At 55.0% G+C, this 16,536-nt stretch carries 18 protein-coding genes; 9 read left to right on the plus strand and 9 right to left on the minus strand.

Features of this window, described 5'->3' with window-relative positions; genetic code table 11:
- Positions 1-40 precede the first annotated feature (40 nt).
- On the plus strand, positions 41-940 hold the full coding sequence (locus NQH49_RS13595) for a DMT family transporter (RefSeq protein WP_256697017.1): 900 nt from the start codon (positions 41-43) through the stop codon (positions 938-940).
- A 38-nt stretch (positions 941-978) separates the two neighbouring features.
- Here the strand turns inward: NQH49_RS13595 and NQH49_RS13600 are convergent, their stop codons facing one another.
- On the minus strand, positions 979-1,218 hold the full coding sequence (locus NQH49_RS13600; RefSeq protein ID WP_008101313.1) for a hypothetical protein: 240 nt from the start codon (positions 1,216-1,218) through the stop codon (positions 979-981).
- Positions 1,219-1,487: 269 nt separating this feature from the next.
- Between NQH49_RS13600 and NQH49_RS13605 the strand changes: the two genes are divergently transcribed.
- Positions 1,488-2,705, plus strand: coding sequence for an L-lactate MFS transporter (locus NQH49_RS13605; protein WP_256697018.1), 1,218 nt, complete (start codon positions 1,488-1,490; stop codon positions 2,703-2,705).
- 285 nt (positions 2,706-2,990) lie between these two features.
- The gene (locus NQH49_RS13610) at positions 2,991-3,149 is read left to right on the plus strand and encodes a hypothetical protein (RefSeq protein ID WP_256697019.1); all 159 of its coding nucleotides are present in this window, start codon (positions 2,991-2,993) and stop codon (positions 3,147-3,149) included.
- A gap of 70 nt (positions 3,150-3,219) precedes the next feature.
- Here NQH49_RS13610 and NQH49_RS13615 read toward each other — a convergent pair whose 3' ends face one another.
- The 4 genes from NQH49_RS13615 to NQH49_RS13630 all read right to left on the minus strand — a co-directional run bounded on the left by NQH49_RS13615 (position 3,220) and on the right by NQH49_RS13630 (position 5,811).
- The gene (locus NQH49_RS13615; RefSeq protein ID WP_008101319.1) at positions 3,220-3,501 is read right to left on the minus strand and encodes a putative periplasmic lipoprotein; all 282 of its coding nucleotides are present in this window, start codon (positions 3,499-3,501) and stop codon (positions 3,220-3,222) included.
- A gap of 251 nt (positions 3,502-3,752) precedes the next feature.
- Complete coding sequence (locus tag NQH49_RS13620; RefSeq protein ID WP_008101321.1) at positions 3,753-4,556, minus strand: hypothetical protein; 804 nt, start codon at positions 4,554-4,556, stop codon at positions 3,753-3,755.
- Positions 4,557-4,565: 9 nt separating this feature from the next.
- Positions 4,566-5,018 carry a universal stress protein gene (locus NQH49_RS13625; RefSeq protein WP_008101323.1) on the minus strand — a complete coding sequence of 151 codons (453 nt, stop codon included), beginning with the start codon at positions 5,016-5,018 and terminating at the stop codon, positions 4,566-4,568.
- Between the two features lie 7 nt (positions 5,019-5,025).
- Positions 5,026-5,811 (minus strand): IclR family transcriptional regulator, encoded by a 786-nt coding sequence (locus tag NQH49_RS13630; RefSeq protein ID WP_256697021.1) that lies wholly within the window; start codon positions 5,809-5,811, stop codon positions 5,026-5,028.
- 150 nt (positions 5,812-5,961) lie between these two features.
- On the opposite strand from NQH49_RS13630, the gene NQH49_RS13635 reads away from it, so the two are divergent.
- The 3 genes from NQH49_RS13635 (at position 5,962) to ypdK (ending at position 8,871) form a co-directional block, all read left to right on the plus strand.
- Positions 5,962-7,563 (plus strand): MFS transporter, encoded by a 1,602-nt coding sequence (locus NQH49_RS13635; protein ID WP_256697022.1) that lies wholly within the window; start codon positions 5,962-5,964, stop codon positions 7,561-7,563.
- Positions 7,564-7,568: 5 nt separating this feature from the next.
- Positions 7,569-8,597 (plus strand): HlyD family secretion protein, encoded by a 1,029-nt coding sequence (locus tag NQH49_RS13640; protein ID WP_256697024.1) that lies wholly within the window; start codon positions 7,569-7,571, stop codon positions 8,595-8,597.
- Positions 8,598-8,799: 202 nt separating this feature from the next.
- Positions 8,800-8,871, plus strand: coding sequence for a membrane protein YpdK (ypdK, locus tag NQH49_RS13645; RefSeq protein WP_099686956.1), 72 nt, complete (start codon positions 8,800-8,802; stop codon positions 8,869-8,871).
- A gap of 41 nt (positions 8,872-8,912) precedes the next feature.
- Here ypdK and alaC read toward each other — a convergent pair whose 3' ends face one another.
- Together alaC and NQH49_RS13655 are read right to left on the minus strand one after the other, a co-directional pair.
- Positions 8,913-10,151 (minus strand): alanine transaminase, encoded by a 1,239-nt coding sequence (gene alaC / locus NQH49_RS13650; protein ID WP_008101332.1) that lies wholly within the window; start codon positions 10,149-10,151, stop codon positions 8,913-8,915.
- Positions 10,152-10,269: 118 nt separating this feature from the next.
- On the minus strand, positions 10,270-10,794 hold the full coding sequence (locus NQH49_RS13655) for a GNAT family N-acetyltransferase (RefSeq protein ID WP_256697025.1): 525 nt from the start codon (positions 10,792-10,794) through the stop codon (positions 10,270-10,272).
- A 124-nt stretch (positions 10,795-10,918) separates the two neighbouring features.
- On the opposite strand from NQH49_RS13655, the gene NQH49_RS13660 reads away from it, so the two are divergent.
- Genes NQH49_RS13660 through NQH49_RS13670 form a run of 3 tightly spaced genes read left to right on the plus strand, consistent with a single transcriptional unit; the run spans position 10,919 to position 13,515 of the window.
- Entirely contained in the window at positions 10,919-11,074 is a 156-nt protein-coding gene (locus NQH49_RS13660; protein ID WP_256697027.1) for a hypothetical protein, read from the plus strand.
- Positions 11,075-11,101: 27 nt separating this feature from the next.
- Positions 11,102-12,793, plus strand: coding sequence for a sensor histidine kinase (locus NQH49_RS13665; protein WP_293793441.1), 1,692 nt, complete (start codon positions 11,102-11,104; stop codon positions 12,791-12,793).
- Positions 12,790-13,515, plus strand: a complete 726-nt coding sequence (locus NQH49_RS13670) for a LytR/AlgR family response regulator transcription factor (RefSeq protein ID WP_008101343.1) — start codon at positions 12,790-12,792, stop codon at positions 13,513-13,515. The genes NQH49_RS13665 and NQH49_RS13670 overlap by 4 nt, the downstream gene beginning before the upstream one ends.
- Before the next feature lie 31 nt (positions 13,516-13,546).
- On the opposite strand, the gene glk is transcribed toward NQH49_RS13670, so the two are convergent.
- Together glk and NQH49_RS13680 are read right to left on the minus strand one after the other, a co-directional pair.
- The gene (gene glk / locus NQH49_RS13675; RefSeq protein WP_256697028.1) at positions 13,547-14,512 is read right to left on the minus strand and encodes a glucokinase; all 966 of its coding nucleotides are present in this window, start codon (positions 14,510-14,512) and stop codon (positions 13,547-13,549) included.
- 160 nt (positions 14,513-14,672) lie between these two features.
- Entirely contained in the window at positions 14,673-16,325 is a 1,653-nt protein-coding gene (locus NQH49_RS13680) for an alpha-keto acid decarboxylase family protein (RefSeq protein ID WP_256697029.1), read from the minus strand.
- Positions 16,326-16,536: the final 211 nt, after the last annotated feature.

Here is a 16,536-nt window from a genome sequence, read left to right on the forward strand (position 1 = left end):
CACGCCACACTGCGGGCCAGATTGTGTCGGAGAGTGCGTTATGAATGTGATGTTATACCTTGCCGTGGTGATGATTTGGGGAACTACCTGGATTGCCATTTTCCTGCAACAGGAAGCAGGCGATACGCCGGTTTTGGTGGCGGTATTTTGGCGTTTCTTACTGGCGTCGCTGGTGATGCTGGCGATCCTCAAACTGCTGCGTCGGCTGCGAACGCTGGATAAGCGCGATCATCTGTTTTGTCTGCTGCAGGGTTGCTGCGTGTTTGGCTTCAACTTTGTCTGCTTCTATCATGCTGCCGCGTGGATCAGCAGTGGACTGGAGTCGGTGATCTTCTCGATGGCCGTGCTGTATAACGCGCTCAACAGCTGGATTTTTTTCCGTCAGCGCCCATCATTTCGCCTGCTGCCAGCGGCGGTGCTTGGCCTGGGCGGCATTGTTGCCCTGTTCTGGAATGATATTCAGGCGGCGCATCCCGCTCCGCAATTGCTGTGGGGCGTAGGCCTCAGCGCGCTTGGCACGCTGGGCTTCTCCTTCGGCAATATGATTTCGCTGCGCCATCAGCGTCGTCAGCTCGATATTCTGACCACCAATAGCTACGCGATGCTGTATGGCGCTTTGGTGATGGCCGCACTGGCGTTAGTGAATGGCGATTCACTGGCACCCGCGCTAAATATGCAGTGGTTGGGTGCGATGAGTTATCTGGCAATATTGGGTTCGGTATTGGGATTTGGTGCCTACTTCACCCTAGTTGGTCGCATTGGTGCCAGTCAGGCCGCCTATAGCACCTTGCTGTTCCCGCTGGTGGCTCTGACGCTCTCCACGCTTTATGAAGGTTATCACTGGCATAGCAATGCAATTGTCGGATTGGTGATGATATTGGCGGGGAATATGGTGATGTTTGTGCGCTGGCCGACGCTGGGTCGATTACGTACCGCATAAATAACGAGAGCGGGCATTGCGCCCGCTCTTTTGTTCCTCTAACGCCAGCCCTGAACGCCGATATTGAGCTGGTGAGGTTTAGTTATGGCTTTTCTGGCAATCCAGTAAAGCAGGACGCGTTCATCATCTTTGTCGCGGTCGGCCATTGCCAGTAATTTCAGCGACAACGTGGATTTGTTCACTGGTTGATGCTCATCGCTTAACTCGATCACCGCCTGACCGATAATGCAGCAAACCTCATCCTCATTAGACGCGGATTCATATGTTCGGTCTTTCATATTTCCTCCTCTTGAATGAATTTTAAGCCTGGCAAACATCCGCGACTTTGCAGGCATTATGGCGTGATCGATACAAATGCTTACACATGGTTACCCGTAGCAACCGCTACGCTTTAAATGACATCACTTACTGTCATCACAATGTCATTCATACCCGTTTAGCTGCATTTCATTCCACCGTCGGGTGCATTCACGCCACGGTTTCCCCCGCACGCGCGAGAGCAACTTATTATCTCCACAGATTCCGCTTTCTCGAGTGAGAGATAAAAATGACAACAGCAACCCCCGCGAATTACCAACGTACCCGCACGTTGACCCTTATCGGCACCATTATCACGCAGTTCGCTTTGGGCTCGGTTTATACCTGGAGCCTGTTTAACGGCCCGCTGGCGAATAAGCTGGATGCGCCCATCAGTGAAGTGGCGTTCTCGTTCGGTTTGCTCAGTCTTGGCCTGGCGATCGCTTCTTCACTTGCCGGAAAACTGCAGGAACGCTTTGGCGTGCGCAACGTTACCCTCGGCGCGGGCATTTTGATGGCTGTCGGTTTCTGGCTGACCGCGCATGCCGATAATCTGATGATGCTCTACCTCAGCGCCGGGATATTGGTGGGACTGGCCGATGGTGCCGGATATCTGATGACGCTCTCTAACTGCGTGAAGTGGTTTCCGGAGCGCAAAGGGCTCATTTCGGCCTGTTCAATTGGTGCGTATGGGTTGGGCAGCCTTGGCTTCAAATTCATCTGCGGTGCACTGCTGAGCGCACAAGGTCTGGAGAATACCTTTATGATCTGGGGCGTGCTGGCGATGAGCATGATTATTGTCGGCGCGTTGCTGATGCGTGATGCGCCGATGCAGAAGAGCAGCGGCAATACGCAGCTGGAAGCGAAAGATTACACGCTGGCGCAATCGGTACGTTTACCACAGTACTGGATGCTGGCGCTAATGTTCCTAACCGCATGCATGAGCGGCCTGTACGTGATTGGCGTGGCGAAAGATATCGGTGAAGGCATGGTGCATCTTAGCGCGCAGACGGCAGCGAATGCGGTTACGGTGATTGCGATTGCCAACCTCAGCGGTCGCCTGATTCTCGGCGTGCTGTCGGATAAAATGGCACGCATCCGTGTGATTACGCTGGCGCAAATTGTCTCGCTGGTGGGCATGAGCATTCTGCTGTTCACCCATATGAACGAATCGACCTTCTTCCTCTCCTTAGCCTGCGTGGCCTTCAGTTTCGGTGGCACCATCACCGTTTTCCCGTCGCTGGTCAGCGATTTCTTTGGTCTGAACAACCTGACGAAGAACTATGGATTGATTTACCTTGGCTTCGGTATCGGCAGCGTGCTGGGTTCACTGGTGGCTTCCGCCTTTGGTGGCTTCACCGTTACTTTCAGCCTGATTATGACCTTGCTGGTGATTTCGCTGGTGTTGTCGCTGAGTATCCGTCTGCCAAATCGCCAAAACGTGGTAGAACCTTTACTGCATAATTAAGTTCGCTGGGATGCCGTATCAATTTGCGGCATCCCATTCCTCCACAATTGATCCACAATAAAGCGTTAATTGAGAACCACTATTATTAACCCTTGCCTTTCGGAGTAATCTCGTTATTATTAGCAGGCATTCAGCTTATTCCGATTGGTTTATTTTACCCCGCGACTTTTTTAGCATTTAATTGACACACTCCGTAATACATTCAGCAATAACTCTACATTTCCTGCATCTTCACTCCACTATTCCCCTGTAATCTGGCGTCATTGGAACAGAGGAGGACTCTCCATGAAGAAAGTTATTAAGGTTGCATCGGTTGTAGCCATTATGACGATGTTGAGTGGCTGTATTATCGATCATCATCGTGGAGGCGGCGGCCAAGGTTGGGGCCATCATGGTGGCGGCGGCTGGCATCATGGGCACGGCGGTTATGGACACCGCAGATAGTTGGGCAAAGAACATACACAGCAAATAATAAGAAAATAAAAAGGGCGGGAAATTATCCCGCCCTATTTTTTTAGCTTTTTACCGCGTAATTACATTGATACCAGGCTTTCTTTAATCCGGGCAAATGGCTATTTTGCGACGGCAGTGATTCCACCTTATCAAATCCACGCTGACTGCAATAATTCGCAAGGTCGATCTCCATTGCGTCTTTATTCAGCGTGTGCGGATCGTAACGATACTGCACGGTATTTGAGCTGGTATCTTCATCGACACGCTCAAATCCTCCTGGTTTGCTGACGCTACAACCGGCCAGCATAAAAAGCGCCAATGCGCTAATAAGCATTTTTTTCATTAGGGTTTCCTCTAAAGCGTCGCAGTCTAAAATGCAACGCCGCGCTTATCTATAGGAATTAAGCGCGAAATGTTCGGGATTATTGAAGCTTTCGCCAATCAAATCGATAAAACCAAACGGTTTCTCTTATCAACTCAGTGGTGCGATTATGTACCCAGACAAAACGAAGTCTGCACCACACCAGGTGAGTTAATAATAAACATACTGATAGTGACCTTCATGCCCGCGCTGAGCGGGCTTTTTTTTGCCCGCTAACCGGTAAGGCTGACCATCTTACGTAAAAGATTGGCCGCTTGTTTGTCAGGCAATGCGAGAATGCCGCTGTAGAGATCAATCGACATCGCACACATCGCACCGCGATCGACCGCGGTATCCGCTGGCATGTTCAGCTGTTGCAGCCTATCGCCCCACTTGCCATAGAGTTTTTCCACCACGCTTTGCAGATCGCGCTGCGCCGCAGCCTGATCCAGCGGCTGTTCATTGCCGGTGCTTTGCTGTAGCAGCGTTTCGAGCGCCTGCGCATCGCGCTGATTTAATTCCGGTGACAGCACCTGTTGCAAATTGACGCCGCCATTCACCTGCGGATAGAGGAAACGGAAGCAGCGCTGCGGTTCCTGCTGCTGCAGTGCCTGCATCTCCTCGACCGAGACGCGGATGTAGTCAATGATCGCAGCATCGCTGGCACGCGTCAGACGCTGATTGACCAAATCCATCAACCAGCCGCGCATATCTCCCAGCGCCTGATCGGCGGGAACGCCTTCCAGGCGTTTATGCAGCAGTTCGCGATTGAGCAACTGCCACAATGCCGGTTCCTGAATTTTTAGCAGACGATAACCGGGCGCAAGGCTGAGTTGGGTTGCCACCTCTTCCACCAGCGCCTGACGCTCCTGACGCGGGTGCAGCCAGCTGAACCACAGCAGATTCGCCAGAATCAGCGGCAAGATAAACAACAGCACGCCTTGCCACAGTCGCAGCGAAGTGGTGCGCACCAGCAGAATAATAATGATCGCCAGCAGCGCAAACGCCGCTAGCGTAATCGGAAAAAGCGAGAGCATCGAGCGGGGTTAATCCTTACGTACATCAATTAAAACGGGGCAATTGGCGCGCTCAATCACTGCGGCGCTGACCGACCCTTTTAGCAGACGATTAAACGGTGACAAATGGCGACGCCCCATGATGATCATGCTGGCCTGCAAAAGTGTGGATTGCGCCACAATGGTTTCCGCCGCTTCACCGGCCAGAATCAATCCCTTCGCCGCCACGCCCGCGCGCAGCAGCGGCGCCAGCGCGTGACGCACCACCATTTCGGCGGTGTTCTGCTCATCTTTCGCCGCCACAAAATCATCCGGATCTTCACCGGCGTCAATCTCAATCGGTTGATTACAGGAGGAGTAAGCGGGATCCACGCAGCACAGCACCGTGACCTGCGCCTGATGCGCCAGCGCCTGTTCAATGGTCAACGCAATCACTTTTTCCGCCACCGGAGAGTTATCGATGGCCATCAGCAAGGTTTTCATCAGTTGGTTATCCTTCCACAGCGGTCATTTTGCCAATTTCACGAATCAAGGCGTCTTTGCACTTGATGATTTGCTCACGATAGTGCGCTTCCTGCTTATGAAAACGCGCCGTCGGCACCAGCAATGAGATAGAGAAGCGGCCAAACAGCGTATCAATGGCAACCGCCATGGTCGAAATGCCCTCCAGCGTCTCGCCGCGATCGATCGCTAATCCGCTGGCGCGCACTTCGGCAATCAGCTCCAGCAATTGCGGCAGGGTTTTCACCGTCATCTCGGTTAACTCTTTATAGGCTTCGCCCACCATCACGCGCACATCTTCATCGCTCTCCAGCGCCAGCAACGCGCGGCCGCCCGATGTGCTGTAAAGCGGCAGATTCAGACCCATGCGCGGCACCACACGCAGTTCGCGCGAGGCCACCACATAATGCACGATCGCCAATTGCGTGCCGCTGGCCCGCGCCAGCGATACCGTTTCATTGATTTCGGCAGAGAGTTGTTCGAGGAACGGACGCACGATTTCCACCACGTCGCTGTGCACGCTGGAGATCAGCTTGAGCAACGCCGGACCGAGACGTAAACCGCCGGCACCGCTGCTGCGCACCAGCTGTGCGCTGTCCAGCGCGCCAATAATGCGCTGCACCGTCGAGCGAGGCAGATCAACCACCTGCGCAATTTCACCCAAACTCATGCCGCCGGGATGTTCACCCAGCGCATTCAGAATTTTTGCCGCACGCGCGATGACCTGAATGCCACCCGCTTTTTCATCCTCACGGCTTGAGGGAAGTTCAACCATGATGCGTTCCTTTTTGGCCTGCCCTACTTTAACGCGAATGATCGCACTTTTACACCCTGTATCACATTGCAATACAGCATATCGATATGTAAGATGCCATCTGTATCACATCGCAATACACTGCATCAACAATATAACGAGAAACCTGCTATGAACGCCCAGCCCATTGCGGCTCCGGCACCCCATCCGTTTACTCTGCGCCTGGCGCTGGGATTGGTTGGCGTGCTGATTGCCGCGCTCACATCGGGATTAAACGATCGCGTCACCGATATCGCGTTAGCCGATATCCGCGCCGCCATCGGCATCAGTTACGATCAAGGCAGCTGGATTATCTCCGCTTATCAGGCTGCTGAAGTGGCGGCAATGATGATTGCGCCCTGGTTCGCCGTCACCTTTTCGCTGCGTCGCTTTGCGCTCACCGTTTCCGCCGGATTTATGTTGAGCGGCCTGCTGCTGCCGCTGATGCCCAATGCCACGCTGTTTATCACTTTGCGCGTGGTGCAGGGATTATTTGGCGGTGCGCTGCCGCCGATGCTGATGACCGTTGCACTGCGCTTCCTGCCGCCGCCGATCAAATTATACGGTTTAGCGGGTTATGCGCTGACTGCCACCTTTGGCCCGAATATGGCCGCTTCTCTGGCGGCGTTCTGGACCGATGACGTCAGCTGGCTGTTTGTCTTCTGGCAAGTAGTGCCGGCCATGCTGATTGCCATGCTGCTGATTAGCTGGGGTTTACCGCAGGATCCGCTGCGCCTCGAGCGTTTTAAACAGATCGATCTGTTCGGCATGCTAACCGGCTGCTCCGGTATCGCGCTGCTGATTCTGGCGCTGACGCAAGGCGAGCGGCTCGACTGGCTCGAATCGCCGTTATTCAGCGGCCTATTATTCAGCGCGCTGGCGTTGCTGACTGTGTTCTTTATTAATGAATGGTTTCACCCGCTGCCGCTGTTCAAATTACAGATGCTGGGGCGGCGCAATCTCGCACACGGCTTGCTGGTGCTGGCGGGCGTGCTGATTTTGTCGCTGTCGGGTTCAGCGCTGCCGTCGGCCTATCTGGCGCAGGTGCAAGGCTTCCGCACGCTGCAGTTTGCACCGCTGGCGTTGACCATCGGCTTGCCGCAACTGCTGATCGCCCCATTTGTTGCCGCGCTACTGAATATTCGCTGGGTGGATTGTCGCTGGATGTTGACGGCGGGCGTGGCGTTGTTGGTGACGTCCTGCCTGATGGGCATGCACATTACCACTGATTGGGCGCGGCAGAATTTCTGGCTGATACAGATTCTGCAGGCGTTCGGTCAGCCGATGGTGATTTTGCCAGTGCTGATGAGCGCCACCAGCGTGGTCGCGCCGCCGGAAGGCCCGTTCGCCTCGGCGATGTTCAACACCGTGCGCGGTTTCTCCAGCATCGCCGCCAGCACGCTGGTGGAGTGGTTTATCAGTCACCGTGAAAAATTCCACTCCAACGTGCTGGTCGATAGCGCCGCCAGCCGTGCGTGGCTGATGACCGCACCGAACAGCGCGCAATCCAGCAGCAGCTTGCCGTTGCTGCCGGATGGCAGCGCTAGCAGCGCGGAAAACCTCAGCGGCTTCGCCACCTTGCTGAAGCAGCAGGCGATGGTGCTGAGCCTGAGTGATTGCTACCAGATGCTTATTGCCTTCGCCGCCCTGCTTTTACTGTTAACCGCCTGGCTGCCGAAACGCGTGTGGCCACCACAAACACTGATTCAACCTGTTACGACGACGTCGAGATAATTGATATGCAAGCTTTTGCTCTGAAAAGAACGGTGCTGTTGAGCGCCCTATTACTGGTGTTATTGGCGATGGCCTTTTTTGTCTGGTCATCGATGACCGGCAACGATCATCGCACCACCGATGCCTATGTGAATGCCGATTACACGCTGGTTGCACCGAAAGTTTCCGGCTACATCGCCAGCGTCAACGTGCAAGACAACCAGCGCGTAAAGGCCGGCGAACTGCTGGCCACGCTCGACGACCGCGATTATCGTGTGGCGTTAGAGACCGCGCAGGCCAATTTGCAGGTCAGCGAGGCCAAGCGTTTGAGTAGCCAGGCGCAGCTGGAACAGCAGCAATCCACTATCGACCAGGCGAAGGCCACGTTAGCGGCGAGCCAGGCTTCCGCGCAGTACGCCGGACAGAGCGCCGCGCGTTACAACCAGCTGTATAAAAGTGGCACCATCGCCGCGGACGATCAGCAAAAAGCCAACTCAACGCAGCGTTCCGCCTCGGCCACCGTACGCCAGAGCGAAGCGGCGCTGGCTTCTGCCGTCAAGCAAGTTGGCGTGCTGCAAGCTGCAGTGCGTCAGGCCGCCGCCGATGTAACTGCCGCGCAGGCCAGCGTCGATCAGGCGCAACTCAATCTTTCCTATACACGGATTGTAGCGCCGGTGGATGGCATGGTCGGTCAGCGCTCAGTGCGCCTCGGCGCTTACGTTAGCGCAGGCACGCGTTTGCTGGCGGTGGTGCCGCTGCAGCAAACCTATATCACCGCTAATTATCTGGAAACGCAGCTGGCGGATGTGCAGCAAGGGCAGAAAGTGAGCGTGAAGGTGGATGCCTTGCCAGGCAAGGTATTTAGCGGTCACGTCGACAGCATTGCTCCGGCGACGGGCGCGACCTTTTCCGCCATTTCGCCGGACAACGCCACTGGTAATTACACCAAAGTGGTACAGCGTTTACCGGTGAAAATTGTGCTCGATGAGAACCAGCCGGATCGGGCAAAACTGCGCGTGGGAATGTCGGCGATACCGGAGATTGAGACCCGCTGAAAATGTGAGCGATATCTCAGAAGCGGCCTATTTATTTTTGGGACAAATCCGCGTAAATTAGCCCTCGATCCTGTTTCGGGCTTGCCTGGAGCGACCTGAGAAGAAAGCGTGTAGCGATGATGAACTCCACCTTTCTCTTATTCTGTTCGGGTTACGCGGGTTTGGGATCGCCCGCCGGGTAGCCGCTCAGAGGAGTTGTTTTGTGAGATACGCTTTGATGGGAATTTCTTTCTTCCTGTTGCTTTGGGTCGGTACCTTTGTACTGATGCTGTAGAGCCGCCAGGCGGGGCGACGCTGAGTCGCCCCACTTAATGGTTATTCCTCTTCTTCTTCCAGCGCTTTCACCGTTCCCGGCAAAATGCCATCGGCACGGAACATCGATTTAATCCCCCGTACCGCCTGACGAATACGATCGCTGTTTTCAATCAGCGCGAAACGCACATGGGTATCACCGTAATCACCAAAACCAATGCCCGGCGAGACACACACTTTGGCTTCCTGCATCAGTAATTTGGCGAACTCCAGCGAGCCAAGATGCGCGTAGTGATCGGGAATTTTCGCCCAGACGTACATCGACGCCTTCGGCAAATCGACCATCCAGCCCGCTTCGTGCAGGCCTTTCACCAGCACATCACGGCGGCGTTTGTACTGTTCAGCGATATCGCGCACACACTGTTGATCGCCTTCCAGCGCCGCTATCGCCGCCACCTGCAACGGTGTGAAGGTGCCGTAATCGTGATAACTCTTGATACGCGCCAGCGCAGAAACCAGCTCTTTGTTACCGACCATAAAGCCGATACGCCAGCCCGCCATGTTGTAGCTTTTCGACAGGGTAAAGAATTCCACCGCCACATCGCGCGCGCCCGGCACCTGCATAATCGATGGCGCTTTCCAGCCATCGTAGGTGATGTCGGCATAGGCGAGATCGTGGATCACCAGCACATTGTACTGCTTCGCCAGCGCGATGACGCGTTCGAAGAAATCGAGTTCAACGCATTGCGCCGTAGGATTCGACGGGAAGCCAAGAATCATCATTTTCGGTTTGGGATAGCTTTCGCGAATCGCCCGTTCCAGCTCGTTGAAGAAATCAACACCCGCCACCAGCGGAACAGAACGCACCTGCGCACCGGCAATCACCGCGCCGTAAATGTGAATCGGATAGCTGGGATTCGGCACCAGCACGGTGTCGCCGTGATCGAGCGTGGCCAGCATCAAGTGCGCCAAACCCTCTTTCGAGCCGATGGTGACAATCGCTTCCGATTCCGGATCGATTTCCACCTGATAACGGTCTGCGTACCAGCGCGAAATCGCGCGACGCAAACGGGGAATGCCTTTCGAGGTTGAGTAACCGTGCGTGTCTTCGCGCTGCGCCACCTGACAAAGTTTTTCAACGATGTGCGGCGGCGTAGGGCCATCCGGATTGCCCATCGAGAAATCGATAATGTCTTCGCCGCGCCGACGCGCAGCCATCTTCAATTCAGCGGTGATGTTAAAAACATACGGGGGAAGGCGTTCAATACGCGAGAAACGACGGGGTGTGCTGTTATCAGCCATGATGTCCTCTGGTTTACGTAAGCGCCCGGACCGTCCGAGCGACGTGGGTCACTGTGGTGACCGCACCAAGAACATAACGCGCTGATAACAAGATTGTCGAGAGCGGAATAAAATAATTTTAATTATTTGGATTCAGGCGGCCAAACACCCAATCGCTTACCCATTGGCCGTTTAGCAGATAATTATCCCGTAACGTGCCCTCAAGGGCGAAACCATTCTTCTCCAGAATACGGCGCGACGGCCAATTCCCCTCAATCACCATCGCTTTCAGCTTATGAAATTCTGCCTGCAGTAAAAACTGGCACAGCGCGTCGAGCGCTTCACTGCCATAGCCTAAACCGGTAAACGCCGCGCGTAGCATGTAACCCACTTCGGCCTGACGATACGGATGCCATTCGGCGCTACAGCCAAACAACCCAATCGGCTCACCGCTTTCCCGAATGCGTGCCACCAAACACAGCATATGAAAACTGCTCGCCTGCCACGGCGCCAAACGCTCGTTAAAGCGTTGACGGATATCGTTTTCATCCGGGATTTCACTAACCCACGTCATGGCGGCGGCGTCCTGGTGTACCGCTTTGAAAATCTGCCAGTCTTCTGGCTGAAGTCGGCTGAGGGATAAACGTGGAGTGAGTAATTGCATGGCTGAGCCCCCCTTTTTTTATACGGCAACATAGCAAACCGGCGTATTCACAACCAGCGATCGGCGCACGCTTTCGCTAATCCTCTTTTTGTGAGTCAGGTATTCCTCTTTTCGGGAGGTCGCCATGAATGGCGACCCTACACAGGCGGAGTACGATTGCCATTTATGGCGACCTGGCATGTTAAAAATTGATCTCGACTACGAGAAAGGTCTGCACATTGCCGTGGCGCTGGCGGAACGTGATCACATTTTTTATCATAGCCTCCCGTTTCTTGCCTGAGAGATGCCCTTGCCTTCCCACTTCGACATGCTGCTGGCGGTTTTTGACCGCGCGGCGCTGATGCTGATTTGCCTGTTCTTTCTCACTCGCACGCGGGTGTTCCGTCAGCTGCTGCAAAAAGATGAGCATTCGGTACGCGAAAAAGTGGTGGTGACGGCCATATTCTCGCTGTTTGCGCTATTCAGCACCTGGTCGGGCATTAACGTCGACGGTTCGCTGCTCAATGTGCGTGTCATTGCGGTGATGTCCGGCGGCATTCTGTTCGGTCCCTGGGTGGGCATCGCCACCGGTGTGATTGCCGGTTTGCATCGCTATCTGATTGATATGGATGGCGTCACGGCGGTGCCTTGCCTAATCACCAGCATCATTGCCGGCATTGCCTCAGGCGTGATTAATCGCCGGGTAAGTAAAGAGCAGCGCTGGCGCGCCGGTATTCTCGGCGGCATGTTGTGCGAAAGCCTGACCATGCTGCTGATTGTATTGTGGGCCAAGCCGATGACGCTGGGCCTGGCAATTGTGTCTGAGATTGCGCTGCCAATGATTTTGGGCGCATCAAGTATCGGTTTAATCGTGCTGCTGGTACAGAGCGTTGAAGGTGAGAAAGAGGCGATTGCGGCGCGTCAGGCCAAGCTGGCGCTGGAAATCGCCAACAAAACGCTGCCGCTGTTTCGTCAGGTTGATAGCCAGTCGCTGCACAAAGTGTGCGATATCATCCGCAGCGACATTCACGCCGATGCGGTCGCCATCACCAATAACAAACAGATTCTCGCTTACGTCGGTTATGGCGAGCAGAACTATCACAACGGCGATGATGCCATCAGCCCAACCACTGCGCAGGCGATCGCCAGCGGCAAAATCATCATCAAGAACAACGATGAGGCGCATCGCACCAAAGATATTCACTCGATGTTGGTTATTCCCCTTTGGGAAAAAGGGGAAGTGACCGGCACGCTAAAAATCTATTATCGCCGTGCGCATCGCATTACCGGTTCGCTGAAAGAGATGGCGATTGGGCTGTCGCAAATCATCTCCACCCAGCTGGAAGTGTCGCGGGCTGAGCAGTTGCGTGAAATGGCGAACAAGGCTGAATTACGCGCGCTGCAGAGTAAAATTAACCCGCATTTCCTGTTTAACGCGCTGAATGCTATTTCCTCATCGATTCGCCTTAATCCAGACACCGCGCGCCAGTTGGTGATCAACCTGTCGCGTTATCTGCGCTACAACCTCGAACTCAACGATGACGAGCTTATCGATATCAAGAAAGAGTTGTGGCAGGTGAAGGACTACATCGCGATCGAGCAGGCGCGTTTCGGCGACAAGCTGTCGATGATTTATGACGTGGATGAAGATCTGCACTTCACGCTGCCCAGCCTGCTGATTCAACCGCTGGTGGAGAATGCCATTGTGCACGGTATTCAGCCTTGTCGCGGCAAAGGCGTGGTAACGCTGAGCGTGAAAGATTTGGGCGATCGGGTACGCGTCGCAGTGCGTGATACCGGCGACGGCATCAGCGAGGATGTGATGAGCCGCGTGGCGCGTAATGAGATGCCCGGCAACAAGATTGGTCTGCTGAATGTGCATCATCGCGTAAAATTGCTGTCTGGTCAGGGGTTGGTTATCACCCGCCATCATCCGGGCACTGAAATCGCCTTTACGCTTAGCAAGAATGGTCAGTCGCTACCTGCGCCGCTGCGCCCTACCACGGAAACCACCACGTGAAAGCCATCATCGTTGAAGACGAGTTTCTCGCCCAGCAAGAGTTAAGCTGGATGATTCAGCAACACAGCCAAATCAGCGTTGAGGCCTGCTTTGATGATGGGCTTGAGGTGCTGAAATATCTGCAGAATCATCGGGTGGATGTGATTTTCCTCGACATCAACATTCCGTCGCTAGATGGCATGCTGCTGGCGCAAAACATCAATCAGTTTGCCCATAAGCCGTTGATTGTGTTTATCACCGCGTGGAAAGAGCATGCGGTTGACGCGTTTGAACTGGACGCCTTTGACTACATTCTCAAGCCGTATCACGAGTCGCGCATCATGACAATGCTGCAGAAACTGGAAGCCAGCGCCCAGCAGCAGTCGCAACCGCAAAACGCGGCGGCCAGCTCGCCACAAACCGTCAATCTGGTGAAAGACGAACGCATCATCGTCACCGACATCAACGAGATCTATTACGTTGAGGCGCACGAGAAGCTGACGTTTGTTTATACGCGGCGCGAAGCCTATGTGATGTCGATGGTGATCAGTGAATTCTGCAGCCGTTTGCCGGAACAGCAATTCTTCCGCTGCCATCGATCTTACTGCGTCAATCTGAGCAAGATTCGTGAAATCGAGCCGTGGTTTAACAATACCTATTTGGTTAAGTTGCGTGATTTGGATGCGCAGGTGCCGGTGAGTCGCAGCAAGGTGAAAGCCTTTCGGCAGTTGATGAGGTTATAAGGCGAACGGCGGATGCCGCTCGCCTGCGTGCTTACAGTTCGCGGCCCAGCACCTGACGCAGGTGCGCACCGGCGCCCAGCAAGCCCGGCTGATCGTGACTGATCATATACACCGGAATATCAACCAGGTAATCGCGGAAGCGACCTTTATCTTCAAACGCCGCGCGGAAACCGGACGCTTTAAAGAAGTCGAGGAAGCGCGGCACAATACCGCCGGCGATATAGACGCCGCCGAAGGTGCCCAGATTCAACGCCAGGTTGCCGCCGAAACGACCCATAATCACGCAGAACAGCGACAGTGCGCGACGGCAATCGATGCAGCTGTCTTGCAACGCGCGCTCGGTAACATCTTTTGGCTTGAGGTTTTCTGGCTCACGCTCATCAGACTTCACGATGGCGCGATACAGATTGACCAAACCGGCACCGGACAGTACGCGTTCAGCCGAAACGTGGCCAATCTCCGCGCGCAGCACTTCGAGAATGTCACCCTCTTCTTCGCTATTTGGCGCAAAGTCAACGTGGCCGCCCTCGCCCGGCAAGCTGATCCAGCGTTTATCCACGTGCACCAAATGGCTGACGCCGAGGCCGGTGCCCGCACCGTAAATCGCGATGGGCTTGCCTTCAACGGGCGCTTTGCCGCCAAACTGAATCACTTCCTTTTCGCTCAGCATCGGAATCGCCATCGAAACGGCGGTGAAATCATTGATGATTTCCAGGCTTTCCAGCGCCAGATGCTCTTTCATCACTTTGGTGGAGAACGCCCAATCGTGGTTGGTCATCTCTACCCAATCGCCGGTGATCGGACAGGCAATGGCGATACAAGCGTGCTTAATATCCTGTTTTTGCTCATCAAGATAGTGACGAATCACCGCTTCAAGATTGTCGTAGTCTGATGTTGAGAAGGTTTGGGCTTGCGAGATAGCACCGTTTTCTACCTCACACAATGCGAGACGGGCATTGGTACCGCCCACATCGCCGACCAGGGCGTATGTTGTCATTCTTCTGCTGCTCCGCTTGGGTCATAAACAATTGCAGGACACTATAAAAGCCTGCCAATAAAACAACAACGCCCACCTGCACGATGGGCGTAATCCATTTAAAGATGCTGCACAGCCTACCGATCGCCTGCCCGACTTCCCAGCGGCAACTTTCCGAAATTTAGCCACTATTACGCTGATGCAGTGCGGCGGTGACCTTACGCAGCAGCGGCGGCAAATCCTGTTTGTCCATCACCACTTCCACCAGCGACAGACGCCGATTCCGCATTAATTGCGCCATCACCGCGTCCAGCTGCACCGTTTCGCTGACGCGCCAGCTCTGCGCCGCGCACTCTTGACTCAGCGCCTGCGGCAGCGCGGTCCAGTTCCATTGCGCGATATCATTGTAACGTTGCTCAGCACCGTGAATCGCGCGCTCAACCGTGTAGCCATCATTGTTAATCAGGAAAATGATCGGCTGCTGGCCGTCGCGAAGCATCGAACCCAACTCCTGAATCGTCAGCTGCGCGGAGCCATCGCCAATGATCAGGATGACCCGGCGATCCGGCTGCGCGGTTTGCGCACCAAAGGTGGCGGGTAAAGTATAGCCAATCGATCCCCACAGCGGTTGCACCAGCAATTGCGCATCCTGCGGTAACCGCAGCGCCGCAGCGCCAAAGGCTGCGGTGCCTTGATCGGCGAGGATAATATCACCCGGCTGCAGGAAGCGCTGCATTGCCTGCCAGAATGCCTGCTGACTGATTACCGCCGCAGCAATTTGCTCACTTTCTTCGCACTCAGGCGCATCCGCCAGCCGCCAGTGCGCGCAGTGACGCTGATAAATGGGCGTCAGCGCCGCCAGCGCCTGCTGCATGCTTAACGGCGCAAACACCTCGCCAGCGACCGTGGCCTGAAACGGCTGCAGATCGATCACGCGCTCGGCAGGCAGATTTTGCGTGAAGCCGGCGGTTAAGGTATCGGTAAACCGCACGCCGACGCACAGCGTGACGTCGGTATCTTCGATGGCCTGGCGCACCGCATCGCTGCTGCCTTGCGCGGCGTAAGTGCCGACGTAACCCGGCTGCTGCTCGTTGAGCACGCCTTTGCCCATCAATAAGGTGGCGGCAGGAATCGCGCGCAGCTGGCGCAACGCCTCAAGCTGCGGCTGCAACTGCCAGCGCGCGGCAAGGAAATCCGCCAACAGCGCCACGCGCTGCGCCGGTGCCAGCAAGCGCTCTGCCGCATCAGCAAAGGCTGCGGCAACCTGCTGATGTCTGTCTGCCGCTGTAATTTTTTCCTCTGGCAGCGAAATCTCAGCCGCCGCCACATCCACCGCCAGCAATAAATAGCCGGGACGATGTTGCGTTAGCGCCTCGCTGATAACGCGATCGATCTCCGCCACCGCGTTCTCCGCCGTCAATACCGCAGAGGCCACACTCACTTCCTGCGCCATCCGCAGGAAGTGACCAAAATCGCCATCACCCAGCGAATGGTGCACGCAATCGCCCTGCTGCTGCGCCTGACTCGCGGGCGCGCCAACGATATGAATCACCGGTACATATTCGGCATAGCTGCCGGCGATGCCGTTAATCGCGCTAAGCTCGCCGACGCCAAACGTGGTCAGCAGTGCCGCCGCGCCGTTGCAGCGCCCATAGCCATCTGCCGCATAGGCCGCATTCAATTCATTGGCGCAGCCAACCCAGGCAATTTCGGGATGCGCAATTACACTGTCGAGGAATTGCAGGTTGTAATCGCCCGGCACGCCGAACAGATGTCGGATGCCGCTTTGCTGTAATCGGTGCAGTAAATAATCGCCAACGTTGGGGGTTTTCATCGACAGCTCCTTGTTAAGGGGATAATCAGGAGTATTAGCGATGTGGCTGAATTGGCGAGATATTCACCATCGTGTGATGCTGATTTGTGGCAAGCATTCGTTACGACGATAGATAATTCTGTAAGTTGCGATCTTCGGCGCGTTTCGCCTTAGTGTAAACGCATACACTGCTATGCTGATGTCACTTTCTCCCCTACTGAGACAGGAACGC

The organism is Pantoea trifolii (assembly GCF_024506435.1).
Taxonomy (GTDB): domain Bacteria; phylum Pseudomonadota; class Gammaproteobacteria; order Enterobacterales; family Enterobacteriaceae; genus Pantoea; species Pantoea trifolii.